At 44.3% G+C, this 14666-nt stretch carries 17 protein-coding genes and 1 other RNA gene; 15 read left to right on the top strand and 3 right to left on the bottom strand.

The annotated features are described in order from the left end of the window. Window positions 1–82: 82 nt before the first annotated feature. Window positions 83–685, bottom strand: coding sequence for a hypothetical protein (locus tag K245_RS26485; protein ID WP_051283981.1), 603 nt, complete (start codon window positions 683–685; stop codon window positions 83–85). Window positions 686–972: 287 nt separating this feature from the next. Here K245_RS26485 and K245_RS0108055 point away from each other — a divergent pair, with 287 nt between their 5' ends. The 4 genes from K245_RS0108055 to K245_RS0108035 all read left to right on the top strand — a co-directional run bounded on the left by K245_RS0108055 (window position 973) and on the right by K245_RS0108035 (window position 6807). Beyond that, window positions 973–1494 carry a cytochrome c3 family protein gene (locus K245_RS0108055; protein ID WP_027358876.1) on the top strand — a complete coding sequence of 174 codons (522 nt, stop codon included), beginning with the start codon at window positions 973–975 and terminating at the stop codon, window positions 1492–1494. Between the two features lie 38 nt (window positions 1495–1532). Then, on the top strand, window positions 1533–2933 hold the full coding sequence (locus K245_RS0108050) for a multiheme c-type cytochrome (RefSeq protein ID WP_051283980.1): 1401 nt from the start codon (window positions 1533–1535) through the stop codon (window positions 2931–2933). Window positions 2934–3252: 319 nt separating this feature from the next. Then, entirely contained in the window at window positions 3253–4602 is a 1350-nt protein-coding gene (locus K245_RS0108040; RefSeq protein WP_027358874.1) for an acetyl-CoA hydrolase/transferase family protein, read from the top strand. 726 nt (window positions 4603–5328) lie between these two features. Further along, complete coding sequence (locus K245_RS0108035) at window positions 5329–6807, top strand: methyl-accepting chemotaxis protein (RefSeq protein ID WP_027358873.1); 1479 nt, start codon at window positions 5329–5331, stop codon at window positions 6805–6807. 500 nt (window positions 6808–7307) lie between these two features. Here K245_RS0108035 and K245_RS0108025 read toward each other — a convergent pair whose 3' ends face one another. Beyond that, window positions 7308–8000 (bottom strand): XRE family transcriptional regulator, encoded by a 693-nt coding sequence (locus tag K245_RS0108025; RefSeq protein WP_027358871.1) that lies wholly within the window; start codon window positions 7998–8000, stop codon window positions 7308–7310. Window positions 8001–8309: 309 nt separating this feature from the next. Here K245_RS0108025 and K245_RS0108020 point away from each other — a divergent pair, with 309 nt between their 5' ends. Further along, complete coding sequence (locus tag K245_RS0108020) at window positions 8310–8708, top strand: hypothetical protein (protein WP_027358870.1); 399 nt, start codon at window positions 8310–8312, stop codon at window positions 8706–8708. A gap of 303 nt (window positions 8709–9011) precedes the next feature. On the opposite strand, the gene K245_RS0108010 is transcribed toward K245_RS0108020, so the two are convergent. Next, entirely contained in the window at window positions 9012–9308 is a 297-nt protein-coding gene (locus tag K245_RS0108010; protein WP_027358869.1) for a hypothetical protein, read from the bottom strand. A 78-nt stretch (window positions 9309–9386) separates the two neighbouring features. Here K245_RS0108010 and K245_RS0108005 point away from each other — a divergent pair, with 78 nt between their 5' ends. The 10 genes from K245_RS0108005 (at window position 9387) to K245_RS27205 (ending at window position 14583) form a co-directional block, all read left to right on the top strand. Next, entirely contained in the window at window positions 9387–9611 is a 225-nt protein-coding gene (locus tag K245_RS0108005) for a hypothetical protein (RefSeq protein ID WP_027358868.1), read from the top strand. Then, complete coding sequence (locus K245_RS0108000; protein ID WP_027358867.1) at window positions 9608–11824, top strand: Mu transposase C-terminal domain-containing protein; 2217 nt, start codon at window positions 9608–9610, stop codon at window positions 11822–11824. Before K245_RS0108005 ends, K245_RS0108000 begins: the two co-directional genes overlap by 4 nt. Window positions 11825–11931: 107 nt before the next feature. After that, the gene (locus K245_RS0107995) at window positions 11932–12666 is read left to right on the top strand and encodes an AAA family ATPase (protein ID WP_198013854.1); all 735 of its coding nucleotides are present in this window, start codon (window positions 11932–11934) and stop codon (window positions 12664–12666) included. Further along, on the top strand, window positions 12663–13214 hold the full coding sequence (locus tag K245_RS26480) for a hypothetical protein (RefSeq protein ID WP_051283979.1): 552 nt from the start codon (window positions 12663–12665) through the stop codon (window positions 13212–13214). The genes K245_RS0107995 and K245_RS26480 overlap by 4 nt, the downstream gene beginning before the upstream one ends. Continuing rightward, entirely contained in the window at window positions 13207–13518 is a 312-nt protein-coding gene (locus K245_RS0107985; RefSeq protein ID WP_027358865.1) for a helix-turn-helix domain-containing protein, read from the top strand. The genes K245_RS26480 and K245_RS0107985 overlap by 8 nt, the downstream gene beginning before the upstream one ends. Then, entirely contained in the window at window positions 13515–13781 is a 267-nt protein-coding gene (locus tag K245_RS0107980; protein ID WP_027358864.1) for a Mu transposase C-terminal domain-containing protein, read from the top strand. Before K245_RS0107985 ends, K245_RS0107980 begins: the two co-directional genes overlap by 4 nt. Continuing rightward, complete coding sequence (locus K245_RS0107975; RefSeq protein ID WP_027358863.1) at window positions 13771–14001, top strand: hypothetical protein; 231 nt, start codon at window positions 13771–13773, stop codon at window positions 13999–14001. Before K245_RS0107980 ends, K245_RS0107975 begins: the two co-directional genes overlap by 11 nt. Continuing rightward, window positions 13985–14200 (top strand): hypothetical protein, encoded by a 216-nt coding sequence (locus tag K245_RS0107970; protein ID WP_027358862.1) that lies wholly within the window; start codon window positions 13985–13987, stop codon window positions 14198–14200. The genes K245_RS0107975 and K245_RS0107970 overlap by 17 nt, the downstream gene beginning before the upstream one ends. 51 nt (window positions 14201–14251) lie before the next feature. Beyond that, window positions 14252–14521: a hypothetical protein gene (locus K245_RS0107965; RefSeq protein ID WP_027358861.1), complete on the top strand. Its 270-nt coding sequence runs from the start codon at window positions 14252–14254 to the stop codon at window positions 14519–14521. Then, window positions 14521–14583, top strand: an RNA gene (locus tag K245_RS27205) — hammerhead ribozyme type II. The genes K245_RS0107965 and K245_RS27205 overlap by 1 nt, the downstream gene beginning before the upstream one ends. The last annotated feature ends 83 nt before the right edge of the window (window positions 14584–14666 follow it).

Here is a 14666-nt window from a genome sequence, read left to right as displayed (position 1 = left end):
GGGCTTTTTGCGAGACCATCAATTATTGACAAGGTTTATTATATCGCTTTTCAACATCTAAGGGGAACATGGCAAAATATAATCAGATCTCAGAACCTTTGCCCGAGCCATACTTTTTTTCGTAGAATTCAGGATAAAGCTCTTTTGTGCATTCAGGACAAATTCCGTGTGTGAAATCCGCCTCTGAATGTTCTTTTATGTAAAATTCTATCTGGGTCCAGTAGCCTTTATCATCCCTGATCTTTTTGCATGAAGAGCAGATAGGCAGGAGTCCGCTTAGTATCCGTACTTCTTCCAGTGCCTTTTCACGCTGGCGAAGGGCGGCATCTTGTTTTTCCTCAATATTTTTCTTTTGAAGCCCAAGTATGGCAGTCACCCAGATAGAGAACAAGGCAATCGCCCTGTTAAAAACAGCCTTCCACATCTCTGCAACAGCCGGTTTATATAAAAATGCGCCGATCGTAAGTAAAGAACAGATTACGGTTATGATAACTGTTAATTTTTTACCTGGAGACTTGAGAGCAATCAGTACAGCAACCAGATATGGAACCCCCATGGCAACCCCAAGAGGGATCGCCATATCCATCGAAAAAATCAGAACAACAAGAAAAACACAAACAAAACAAAGGCTGAATACTCTTGTTCCGGCATCACCGGACTGGCCCGCAGTTAATATGTCATCCATTTGAAAATCATCACCGTTATTTAAACCATTCAATTGTTTATAATCCAGCACCGAAATGGTTCTGGCAAATTAGCGGACAGCTATGTTAAGCAGAGCCGCAGACCAAATCAAAATGACATTTTTTTGCTTCTGCTTCGCACCACATGACATTTTTTTCTTTATAAAACCGTCCGAAACGAATAATAATATTCGATATAACTATTTTAGTCCCACTAATACGTTCCAGACAAGCCAAAATAACTTTCCCTGCAATAAAACTAACACAAACACTCTGCCAGAGGATGTAAATGAAGAAACTGATCTGGTTTTCCATTATAATATTCTTAATTGCATTGTCGATGTTCCCATTGATGAATCTTGGGTACAAAATCATGGTTGACACTTCAACTCCGGCATTCTGCGCCTCTTGCCATGAAATCAAACCAGCCGTGGAGGCATGGAGAACATCATCCCACGCATCCAACTCCAAGGGATTCACAGCCAGCTGCATAGACTGTCATCTTCCGCCTCCTGAACAGACAGTGAACTTCTTTTTTTCCAAAACAAAACACGGAATCAAGGACTTCTGGGGTCATTTTTTTGGTGAGCCATACGATTCCACCAAGAGGCGAGAAATTGTGTATTCAAGCATGACCAATGAAAACTGCCTTAAATGTCATCAGAACATCCTGTATATTTCTGAAAAAAGAGGTGCAATGCTGGCTCATCGTTCCGCAATTTTTGGGGATAACGGCAAAGGCAAAAGCTGTTTTCTATGCCATCGAAATCTGGTTCATAAACAAAAGAGTCTGTTCAAAGCTAATAATTGATTTTTTAAAATCATCACGCAAATATTAAGGAGGAAGAAATGCGTTTCTTCAAATTGAAAACCGGTATTGTTTCATGTTTCTTATGCCTGGGGTTTGCAGTCCTTGTCGGCGCTGACAATTTTTCAAAAATAAAGTCGTTCAATCTTGAAAGAAGCATGCCTCCTGAAGCATCGGCCTGTATCCAGTGTCACCAGAAGGAACATCCAGGCATAGTTTCAGATTGGGCCTCCAGTCGTCACGCAAATGCAGGAATCACATGCTATGACTGCCACAAGGCAGAACCAGGCGACACAGACATCAGCGCCAAACATGACAAGCAATACGGAAAACCTGATGCACCTTATGCGCCCTCATCCCTGAAAGTGCCTATTTCCGGCATTGTTACGCCAAAAGACTGCTCAAGATGCCATCCTGACGAAGCAAAACAGTACAGTATCAGCAAACATGCCAATACAGTCGAAATCATGTGGAAGGTCGACCCTTGGCTCAAACAGGGACTGAACAGCAACACTGAAAGAAATGCGGGCTGCAATCACTGTCATGGCACAGTAATAGCCATGAAAGAAGGTGAGCTTGACCCGGATACTTGGCCTAATGTGGGCGTCGGCAGAGTCAACCCCGACGGAAGCAAGGGTAGTTGCACAAGCTGCCATTCAAGACACCAGTTTTCAATTGAAGAGGCAAGAAAGCCAGAGGCCTGCGGTCAATGCCATTTAGGCCCTGATCATCCACAGATAGAAATCTACAAGGAATCAAAGCACGGCGACATCTACGATGCGACAGGCAACAAATTCAAATGGGATTCTCCTCCTGGAATGTGGACGCCTGGAGTTGACTATAGGGCGCCTACTTGTTCTTCATGCCATATGTCAGGCTCCGGCAAGACCAAGACCACCCACGATGTTACGGAAAGGCTTTCCTGGGAACTACAGACCAATATGTCCATAAGACCCGAGGAATTCAAGGCCTTCCCTGCAAAAACAAGCTGGAAAGAAGAAAGAACCAAGATGAAGGAAGTCTGTCAGCAGTGCCATGGAGCTACATGGGTCGACGCCCATTACAGCAAGCTGGACAAGGTCATTGACGAATACAACAATGTATACTTCAAACCAGCCAAGGAAATGATGGAGAGCCTTTATGAAAAAGGCCTCCTTGACTCTTCCAAGCAGTTCGACGAGTCACTTGAAACCGAATTTTATGAACTCTGGCACCATGAAGGTAGGCGAGCAAGAATGGGAACAGCCATGATGGCTCCTGATTACGCCTGGTGGCATGGTTTTTATGAATGCAAGAAACGCTTCAATCTACTGATGCATGAAGCTGGAGAACTCATAAAAGAAAACAAAAAAGCTGCTAAATTTGAAAACTATCCGAATGCGACAGGAACCACAATACCGCCCATCCCTATTGCAGCTGAGGATACCAAAAACAAGAAATAGCTTTTAGAAGAAAACTGCGTCCGGTTTTAAAAGCCGGATGCAGTTTTCCCAAATCAGGAACCGACTCCAGAGCTACATCTACCCTGTTTTACAGATTGTAAAATATGGTTACATCATTTCAAATAATACAATGCTTAAATAACACCGCAATCACAACTCCACTCTCATTTGCCATCAATGAACCAGATGGCACGCTTAATGCTATCTTTGGCATGAAAACAATGTTGCTGATATTGCTGACATCAGATTTTCCAGCCCTGATTCGGCATTTTCAAATTTACGTTCCATGGTTTTATCTGTTTTATGAAGGAGGATTTACATGAATATTCATCAACAGTCATACAAGAATAAAGTGATTACAGCCAAAGAAGCTGCGGCCATGGTCAAAACAGGAGACAACATTTATTACAGTGAATTCACACTCTTTCCTCACTCCCTGGATCTTGCACTATCAAAACGAATAATGGACGGTGAACTGGAAAATCTGAAACTTTCAGTGGTATGCCTTATAAAAGTACCTGAAGTAATAAAAGCTGACCCTGAACAGAAAAGAGTAACAACCAGTGACTGGCATTTCAGCGCGGTATCAAGACGACTTGGAGAACAGGGTCTTATCAGCTACGTTCCGATGACCTATCACCAGGGACCGCATATAATACGCAAGTATATTGATTACGACGTGGCATTCATTTCTGCCGCTCCCATGGGTAAAAACGGAAATTTCAACATAGGCATTTCCAATTCAATGTCTTCTGCCGCAATATCCAAATCAAAAAAAATAATTGTCGAAATCAATAAAAACATTCCGAGATGCCTTGGAGGTAACCAGGAATTTATTCATGTTTCCAAAGTAGATCATATAATCGAAGGTGAGCACCCTGCCCTTGCAGAAACAAGCATGAAACAGGCCTCGGACGAAGACAAAAAAATTGCGTCCTACATCATAAATGAGATACGTGAGGGCTGTTGTCTTCAGTTAGGTATAGGAGGTCTGCCCAATCTGATTGGAGGAATCATAGGAGAGATGGGAATTCCGGATCTGGGAGTCCATACAGAAATGATGGTGGATTCGTTTGCCGATCTTTATGAAAAAGGACTCGTTTCCGGTGCCAAAAAAAATACTGACAAAGGCAAGATGACATACACATTTGCAATGGGAACAAAAAGGCTTTACGACTTTTTAAATAATAATCCGGCCTGCGCGTCATATCCTGTGGATTATATAAATGATGCAAAAATCATATCCCAGAACGACAATGTCGTTGCCATAAACAATGCGCTTGAGATTGATCTCACTGGTCAGGTCTGCTCGGAGTCATCCGGTCACAAACAGATTTCAGGCACAGGTGGCCAACTTGATTACATATACGGCGCATTCCTTTCAAGAGGCGGCAAAGGCATAATAGCCATGAAATCGACCTTCAACGACAAAGACGGCCAGCTCAAATCAACTATCAGGCCCGTTCTGTCACAAGGGGCCATTGTTACGCTTCCACGATCAATAGTTCAATATGTGGTAAGCGAAAACGGCATTGTCCAGCTAAAAGGGAAAAACACAAAGGAAAGAGCCGAAGCCCTCATCAGCATAAGTCATCCTGACTTCAGGGAGGATATGATAAAAGAAGCTGATAAAATGGGATTATGGGGTAAAAGGGGGCATTCCTTCTGATCGATCGGCACGATCCGGGTATAATAGGCTCGCAAAAAGCTATGATCCGGCTAAATGTTTAAATCTATGGAACAAATCATTTTGGGTTATGGGGGAACTTTTGTAAAAAGTTCCCCCAAGGCTTTCAAAAACCACAGAATTTTATCATAATAACTTCTCATTATATAAATTAATGTGGCTCTGCCTGATTTTCAGTTAAGAAGTGCCTTTTATGGTTAATTTGCCATCAAAAAAGGGTGATGCGTAGGCCGGATTAGGACGCCCATTGTCCGTAATCCGACGTTAAGCCGAGTGCCTCCGGCGAGGCTTTATAACCCAATAGACCAAAATCAGATGAAGCGTATTCTTTCGGCTGTTTTGAAGTTGATAGGGGAGTGCCTCGAGCGGGTTGCTTTTTGTAAAAAGCTCCGCAAAAACTTTATGGTTTTGTTAGTAGGCAAAAAACTGATATTTTTAGAGTTTTAAAAATGTTAAGCCCATGAACTTTCAAATGTTACTGAGAATTGAGCATAACCACATAAATTAATTCGTCCATCATTTATTTTACTGCATTTTTTTGAAGAACTTCTTTCAAAAAAAATCTATTAAAAGTCATTATAGGAAATAGTTACAAAATTTTTATTTAAATTGACGTTTATTTTTTGAATTAGTTTCTTTTTATGATATGAAAACAACGTTTCTCTTTAAAACCCAGGTAAGAACTCTATTCCCCAAGGATTTAGAATCATGTCGAATTTTTATGCTCAGCTGATTAACTGGTTTGTCCCTGAAGAACTGACCTCTGAAGCAGAAATAAGGCGAAAGGCTAAACTTCTGGTATCAGCCTGTTTTCTCCTTCAGCCATTCTTTCTTATAACAATCATTAAATGGATAAAAGAGCATCAGACAATTCTTATTGGCAATATTGTTCTGGCCATGTTTCTCATATTTGCCTGCGCCTTCGCCCTCAAGCTTACAAAATCTCTCAAATTTGCGACTGAGGCCCTGATTTCATCATTATTTCTATACATGAGCGTGTACAATATTTTTTCTGGTGGCATTAATTCTTCGTCAATTTACTGGTTGATGTCGGTTCCTCTGATTGCAGTGCTTCTACACGGGAATAAAAGCGCCTTGACTTGGGCCTGCCTATCCATACTTCAAATAATAGCCCTTAAAATCATGAAAGCAAAAGGCATGGATTTTAACATCCTTGATTATGATCAGATGCAACTTGTTGCCTTCAGGACTGAAAATTTCATAAAACAAGTATTAGCCTTGACTCTCATCCTTTATATTGTTGAAAAGGACAGATTAAAAGCAAAAGACGAACAAAACGAGGCTATTGAAAAGCAGCTTGAATCAGTTGAAGAGCAAAAAAAATCCCAGATAGAACTTGAAAAAACAGCAAGCCAATTAAAAATTGCATTTGAAAGAATGTCATCCCAGGCAGATCTTCTCAACTCTGAATCCAAAAAACTGGAAGAAAGCGGATCAAATATAGCAGGTGGATTCCAGGAAGCTTCCGGCCAGAGCAGAATCGTTTCTGGCAACACTTCTGAAATAAATGCTAATCTCCAGGATGTTTCGATTTCCATTGAAAAAGCCGCTCAGTCGCTCCAATCTGTACTTACAAAGGTTGAAGATGCTTCAAAGGTTGCTGATAAGGCTGTCCACGAAACAAAAGAAGCCGAAGCACTGATATCAGACCTTCGTCAGAGCAGTATAGAAATAAGCAAAGTCACTGAAATGATTAGAGATATATCCGACCAGACAAATCTGCTTGCCTTGAATGCAACCATAGAGGCAGCAAGGGCCGGAGAAGCAGGAAGAGGCTTTGCCGTTGTCGCAGATGAAATCAAGAATCTTTCCATAAAGACAAGGGAAGCCACTGGCGAGATTCACGGAAGAATCAAGGTTAATGATGATACAGTTGGAAAGGTTGTTACCAAAAATAACGAGATTGAAAAAATAATTGATACAATCAGCAAAATGCAGGTTTACATTCATGAGAACCTGACTTCTCAAAGCGACACTATCAGAAGCATTGCATCGATCACATCGGATTCGGCAAGAAAAAGTGATCACATAGCAACAGGTGCTGAAATTCTTGTAAATTCAGTTTCCACAGTTGAACACGAGCTTGAAGAAATAGTCGAATCTTCAAAGATTCTGGCTGAAATTGCGGAAGAGCTTCAGAGAACAACAAAGATCGTTGGGAAATAATTATGTGATCTATTGATTTGATACAATAATTATGAACTATAAATGGGGACTTTAAGTTCCCATTATTCATAATTATTAAGCAACTGGTAAAGATCGCTTTTTTGAAAAAAAGCTTGGCAAAAAACTTTTGGATTTGCTGGATTATCCGTTTTGTACTCAAATATCGCTTATAAAAGGTATCTATATCTGATTCCCGAATACGGATATTAAACAACATGAAGTTTTTGGGAAACGAACTAATACTTTTAATAAAAAGCGGCCTCCGGCGGGTCGCTTTTTGAAAAAAGTGTGACCCAGCAAATGCTTTGGCACCATAGGATATAGCTGAAAATATGTGGGAAGTGCCGGGATTTGCTGGGTTTTAGTGGGATTCGGGTTAAAATCGAGCTTTGGCACCACTTTTGGTTTTTGGGCAAAAATCGGCGCGAGCTTTGGCACTACTTTGAAATTGAAAACCAGCACAAAACACATCATTAAACTCATCAGAAAACCTGTCAAAATTATATTGGAAACATTCGGTCGCCCCAGACGACCTGGCCGATTATGCGGATGTCGCTCAGGTTGGCTTCGTATGGCGGATAATCCTTGCGGTTTTTACTGATTACACGCACGATGCCAGCCGGAAGTACTTCCAGTTCCTTGATTGACAATGTATCACCGTAGCCCAGGGCGAAGTAGCAGCCGGTTTTAGGGTGTTTCCTGCCCATATCTATCATCACAGTCCCGCCGTCCTTTATTTCAGGCTCCATAGAGGTTCCCGACACTCTCATCAATACCAGATTCTTTGCGTTTGTGGCTATATAATTGATGAAACGCTTTCTGAAGGCGTAATAATCCTTGATTCCCTCCGAATATACAGGTTCACCGTTGCCGCCGGACAGCCTGCATTCAACCATAGGTATGAAGCAGTAGTTATCGATGTCTATGGCTGTATTATCGGCGCATGAGATCACGCTGGACTGGGGTTCATGCTGTATTTGTGAACTTTTTTCTTTTGGCCCTGTACCAAATAAGAGCCAATCAGAATTAATACCAAATTTAGTGCACACCTCTGCAATAACATTAGCATCTGGCGGTACTGCGCCTGTTTCGTATCTTACCCAAGTATTTCTATGGATATTAAGCTTTTTAGCAAAATCTACCTGGGCTGAATCCCCTCTTATAGATCTAAGTCGTTCTCCAATAGCACTCATTTCAACCTCTCAAAAGTGGGCAGCTTCTCAAGCCGAAGCTGCCCAAAAAGAATTCATTATGTTCCAAAAGATGCCCACGCATATCTATTTGAAATCATTTGGTATTGCAATAAAGGGCATTTAGTACCATAAAAAGTAAAGATGCCCATTTTTAGGCTTGACAAATGACCAGAAATGCAGCAATTTAGACACATAAAAGTTAAGCAATTAACCGGAAGCTACAATCTACAACAGTTTTTGCATGGTTACAACGTCAGATAATTGACGGATTTTGGACAACAAATAAGGAATTCTCGGACAGTGCATCAGATGGAACTGAAATTCAGGGGGCAGAACCTGAACATCTCATATGATCTGAAGCTGGCTATGAACGCGGCGGCCAAGGCTTCCAAATACTCCAGAGAGCAGATTCTGGAACGTATGGAGGAGAGCTGCCGCAGACACGGCATAAAGACTCAGATCAGTATGGCGTTGCTCGAAAAGTGGCTCAATCCGCAGGCTGACGAGCATGTGATGCCGCTGAAGCTTTTCCCGGTGTTTTGCAGGGCCGTGGATTGTGACTGTACGGAGTTGTTGTCCATTTTGATAAGGCCTCTCGGATACCGGGCGATTGATCAGCAGCAGGATAAATTATTGACCTGGGCTGAGGCGTATCATGAGGCGAAGATGGCAAAACAGAAGCTTAAGAAGATGGAGGATTCGTTATGAAGAGATGGTTGTGTTCTTTTTTGGCTCATTGGAAACGTTATCTGAGATCTTCAGAGCAATTTTCTTCCGATACTTGCGATCGAAAGAATCAATCACCTCAATCTCAAAGCGAACCATATAATTTGTGTCTGGCGCTGACAGGACTTCGTAGCTCATCCAGCCATTTTCATAGCCTCCTGCTTGAAGATGGATCGGAACTTTTTCTGACCACTGAGGACTTGGAATTTGCCAAGATGTACACGAGATATGAGTCTTTTCGATCCCGCCTGTCCACTGACTCTAAATGTAACACAGAAGCAAACACTATTGAGGTTTATCGTTGTTTTGAATCACACGGAACAGCTTGCGTGACTCTTCAGGGTTGTCCTCTTTACGGTGACTTCCAGAAACTAATTGAAGAGCAAGAAGCCTCGACTCTCCGAGCAAACCTTCTTGCCCGCAAGTTGCGACTTGAAGCTCAAGGTGGTCTTTTAACCGTTGCAAGTCTTTCTGCGGGATTACGGTTAAAAGAGCAAGAAGGATATGAGCCTGAGCGTACAGATCGATGAGAGATTCTTTATTGAACTTATAGGATTCATTTGGGTCTGGCGTTGAGTCCATCTGGGCCTCCATTAAGGGTGTTTAGTTTTTAACTGTTATCAAATTGAATGAAGCATCGCAAGTAAAACAGAGGATTATATGAAGAGGGAAAGCCTTGAAATTAAAGTCTGGATGGTCAGGAACGGGATAAGCGGCAGGGCTGTTGCCTCTGAGCTTGAGGTATCTGAGCAGCTTGTAAGCATGACCATCCACGGCGTTAAGAATAACAGAAGGGTTTTGGGCTGTCTGGCTGACAAAGGCTGCCCTAAAGAATGGCTGGCAATGCCCGGCGTTGACTGTGTTCCTGAAGAGGCTGCGGCATGAAAACGGCTTATTCGCTTAAAGAAATAATAGACGCAACCCAGATTGCTCGTTCTTCTCTTCAGAGAAGAGCCAGCAAGGAAAAGGAAAACTGGATCTGTGAAGAGCAGTCTGTTCAGGGCGGCAAGGTGAAGCTTTACAAGGCTTCCAAGCTGCCTACGGACATAAAGGACGCCATAATCAAAGCCGAATCCGACCGCCTTCTTGAATCCCTGGCCCCTGCTCCAGTGGTTGAGGAAGCTGATGTCGAGCCTTCCGGAGCGGAGGTTATCGTGCTTCGTGCGCCGGTTGTGGCAAAGCCTCCTGTCGGGTTACGGGCAAAGGACGCCCTAACCCGACCTACATATAATAAGGAAGGAGTTTCAGATGTTCATGCCCTCAAGGGTTGGCAGAAAGACACAGCGACGGCGCGTCTGACTTTTGTGAAGTTTCTTCAGAATCACCCAAAAAGTCAGCGTCAGGGAATTATTGATCTACTGGTAATGCAGACTCAAGGCACGCTTCCGGGTTATCTCGCTGATGCAGTTTTATTGGCCAACAACAGATCCGGCGGAACCTGTGAACGCGGCCTTTCCGAACGCACCCTCAAACGCTGGGCAGGTGATTACGCAAAATACGGATACATGGGCCTTGTGCCGGAATCTCCGCACAAGGATATAGCCATTCCAGCATGGGCCAAAGAGTTTCTTACGATTTACAGAAAGCCGTCAAAGCCTTCAATAAACTGGACTCTCGAATTTATGGAATACATGGGATGCGAAAACATCCCTTCTTATGATCAGGTACGCAGATTCGTGAAAAATTTCAGCAGACTGGACATTGAAAGAGGCCGCAAGTCTCCTAAAGAACTGAGATCGCAAAGAGCATTTGTACGCAGAAGCAACGACGGCTTCATGCCCATGGATATCGTGCAGATGGACGGTCACAGCGTCAAGGCAAAAGTTAATCACCCTATCCACGGTCGGCCTTTTATCCCTGAAGTATGTTTCGCGGTGGATAACGTCACCAAGATGCAGGTCGGGTGGAGCGCGGGTCTTGCGGAGTCTGCCCAGACAGTGGGCGATTGCGTAAGGCACACGCTCACGCTGAACGAGAAAAAGCCCTACGGCGGGATTCCCTTATTTTTCTATACTGACGGAGGTTCGGGTAACAAGGCAATAGAAATGACGGATGACGTCACTGGCCTTTTTGAGCGAATCGGAACTACACACAAATCCGGAAGGCCGGGAAATCCCCAGGGACGCGGTGGGATAGAGGCCTTTAATAAAAACGCCATCAACTGGGCGAAGCTGCTTGAAACATTCCGTGGCAAAAGCATGAGCAATGATGTCGAGCGTTCTGTGTATCTGGCCATGGATAAAGATGTCCGGGAAAAAGGCAAGAGCGACATCCCTATGGAATGGGTGGAGTTCCTTGATTTCATGGATCAGTTTCAGGTCTGGTACAACTATTATCACAAGCATTCGTCTCTTCCGAAAATAGTTGACCCCAAGACAGGCAGGAAACGTCACATGACACCTGCTGAACGCTGGCAGCAGTATCTTGACCAGGGCTGGAGGCCGGAGATTCTGCCTGAAGAAGAACTGGTTTCGCTTAAGCGTCCAAGGATTGAAAAACAGACCAGAAACAACGAGGTCAGCATTGGAACCAACATCTATTTTGACAAGAGCAAGAACCTCGAACATTACCACGGAATGCTTGTGATCGTTGAATACGATGTCCACGATGCATCAAGGGTATGGGTTTATGACCATAATGAAAGGCTTATTGCCATACCTGAATGGAACGCGAACAAGAAGGCTTTCTTCCCTGTATCCATGAAGGAGCAGGCCCTTGAAAAACGTGGAATCGGCAGAATGAAAAGAGCCTTGAAAAAGGTGGATGAGATCCAGGCCGAAACAGGCGTGAGGGTGAATGATGTGCTTCCTGCTCCTGGGCCGAATGCGGAACTTGAGGAGTTAAGGTCAAAGCTTGAGGCCGAGATGGCTGCTCCGATCCTTCCAATGCTTGAACAGGCTATTTTGAACGAGGAGATTCCTGAAAACATGTTTGATCAGTGGGATTTCTGGAAGCGTCTGGATGCGCTGATCAAGGCGGGTGAAAAGATATCAGACAGGCTTGCGAGGTTTCATTCCTATTTCCAGACAACCGAGGATTACAACGCTTGCAGGATGATGGATGAGGGCGTTGAGCAGCTTATGGCTGGGGGGTTATAAATCCCCCTGCCCCCTTTAAAAGGGGGAATAAAAAAAAGCAAGGCCCGGAGTGCGGGAACACAACCGGGCCTTAAAGATAACCAACAACAAAATGTATGGAGGCAAATGTGACACAGGAACTGCATCAAGTCAATACCATAGCTCCGCTAAAGAATGTGGCGCTGTGCGCCAAGGTGATGGAGCGTGCAATAAACAGCCCTTCACATCTTCCAAGAATCGTCTCTTTTTCCGGGTATTCCGGCTACGGCAAAAGCTGGTCTGCGGCTGTTACGGCCAATAAATTCAAGGCTTATTATGTTGAATGCAAGTCAAGCTGGACAAAACGCGCCCTGCTTGAAGCCATTCTGCTCCAGATGGGAATTACGGCTCAAGGCCCGGTTTACAAGCTGGTTGACCAGATTTCCGAGCAACTCGCCAAGACAGAGAAAGCCCTGATCATCGATGAGATGGATTATCTTGTCAAACGCTCGGCTGTTGAGATTATCAGGGACATTTACGAAGGTTCCAACGCGCCCATCCTGCTGATCGGAGAGGAAAACATGCCCAGGAATCTCAATAACTGGGAAAGGTTTCACGGAAGAGTTCTTGAGTGGGCCTACGCACAGCCAGCAGACGCACAGGATGTCAAGCTCCTGGCCTCGTTTTACTGCAAGAGGGTTAAAATCAGGGAAGATCTGATTCAGGAAATCACAAAGGTAATCAAGGGTTCAGTGAGACGTGCGTGCGTGAACCTTGACAGGGTAGAAAAGAAGGCTCTGGGCATGGGTCTTGAGGAAATCGGCATGGCTGAATGGGGCAAAACTCCTTTTTATACAGGTGGGGATATAGGGAGGAATTCATGATCTCCGCAGCATCAAACACAAGGCAAAAAATATGGGACTCGGCGCGGGAGCTGGGTGAGTTCACCATAATGGAACTCAGGAAACATGCTCTTGTTCCCGGAAAGTCGAATGTACGCAAATATATTTACGGCTGGGAAAATGCCGGTTTTATCGAAAAGATATCTGAAGAGCCAATCACATACAGATTAAAGGCTTTGGATCTTGTAGCGGCTCCTTCTGTTAATTCATCAGGGGTTGAGTTCGACAGGGAGCAGGCGCAGGAGCAGATGTGGCGGACTATTTTCATAATCAAGGAATTTTCCGCTCTTGATCTGGCTGTTACGTCATCGACGGAAGAATGTGTGATCAAGGAAAAATACGCCAGGACGTATGCCAGTATGCTTAAATCAGCTGGTTATCTGAAGCGGAATGGTCTGGGCAGGTACAGGGCTTTGCAGTCAAAATTCACAGGGCCGAGGCCGCCAGCGGTGAAAAGGGTTGTGCAGGTTATCGACAGAAACACAGGCAAGGTTGTTTATCTGGGCGGAGCGGAGGCCGAAAATGAATGAAGTAGATGCTCTTGGATTGCTCAGACAGAAGGTTGATGATTTTGGTCAGGGAGAGGTTGCAAAGCGGCTTGGATATTCAAAGGCGACAGTCAGCCTTGTGATTAACGACAAGTATAATGGAAATTTAAACTCGGTTTTATTGAAGGTTAAAGAGGTTTTCGGCGGCCTGAAAGTAAACTGCCCGGTGCTTGGAGAAATTGATCTGGCCGAATGCGCGGAAAACAAAAGGCAGCCTTTTTCGGCAAGTAACCCTTTGAGGGTGAGACTTTTCAAGGCTTGCAAGGCGTGTGAGGTGGGCAGATGAACCAAGGCAAAAGAAAGCACCCTGGGTCAAAGGTTCGGATACGAATCATCAAGCGCAGGGTCTGGAAAGGCGTGATCCGGGTGGATGAGAATGATTACGCGGATCAGAGGCTCAGGGAATACGAAGGTTGTCAGGTGGATGTGGGTTTTGATCCGAAAAGGCCGGAATATGTGTGGATTCGTCTGGATGATGGTCGGGGTCTGATGGCTTCAAGGGTGGTGAAACGCAATCTTGATATTAAGGGAGGTAATTATGCCGCGTGAAGAGCTTCTCGCAATGCTGAAAGATATAGATGGGATCGGGAACTATGTAAACGAGCAGATGGCGAACCTTCCGGCGGAAGCACGGAAGAAAAGCGAGGCTGCGGTGATGGTTCAGGGTGTGAAGTATGGTTTGGTCAGGTTGATCGAGGCGCATGACAAGTCTTTGGAATCATTAAAAAGCCGGATTGAGGAAAGGAGAAATTATGAAGAAGTTCATTAAAAAAATATACGCAAGACTGTCCAGGCAGAAAAAGATAAACGCGATCCATGCGGATCTGAACGCGGTTGTGCTGGATTTGCAGGTTTTAACCCGGTCGGATGATGAGAATTTTAAAAAGGCAGTGGTGGCAAGGGCAATGAACGGCATCAGGAACACCAAACTTAGGATGCTGGATCTGGGGCTGGAATATCAGGGGTAAATGTAGGGTGCTCAGGCCGGAAGGCCTGCGCACCAAATCAAGGAGGCACATATGTGTGATTGCAAACAAAAGATGGAAGAACAGCTTATCGATAACTTCAAGAAAAAGGCCCCTAAAGCCAATGATCATGCCGTGGTGCTTAAAGGCTACACATTTACAATGCATAGAGAGAGCAACTCTCTCAATGAACATCCTTTTATGCCCATTGAGGCCAGCGCTCAGTTTACCCTCAAGAATGGGAAAACAAAGATGAAAATATTCAAGGAAAAGATGCTTGTCTACTTCTGCCCTTTCTGCGGGGAAAAACTGACCAGCAAATAAAGCGAAACCGCCTTCGGGCGGTCATTTCAGGGTGGCTCCTGGAATCTGATGAGCAGCCAAAACATTGAGGAGGGCAATATATGAACATGGAAGACTACAGAAAAGACCACAAGGACAGGCTTGTGCCAATAAGCCTGATTGATGA

Source organism: Desulforegula conservatrix Mb1Pa, assembly GCF_000426225.1.
GTDB classification, from domain to species: domain Bacteria; phylum Desulfobacterota; class Desulfobacteria; order Desulfobacterales; family Desulforegulaceae; genus Desulforegula; species Desulforegula conservatrix.
Note: the sequence above shows the minus strand (reverse complement) of the source record. Positions and strands in the feature narration are given on the sequence as shown.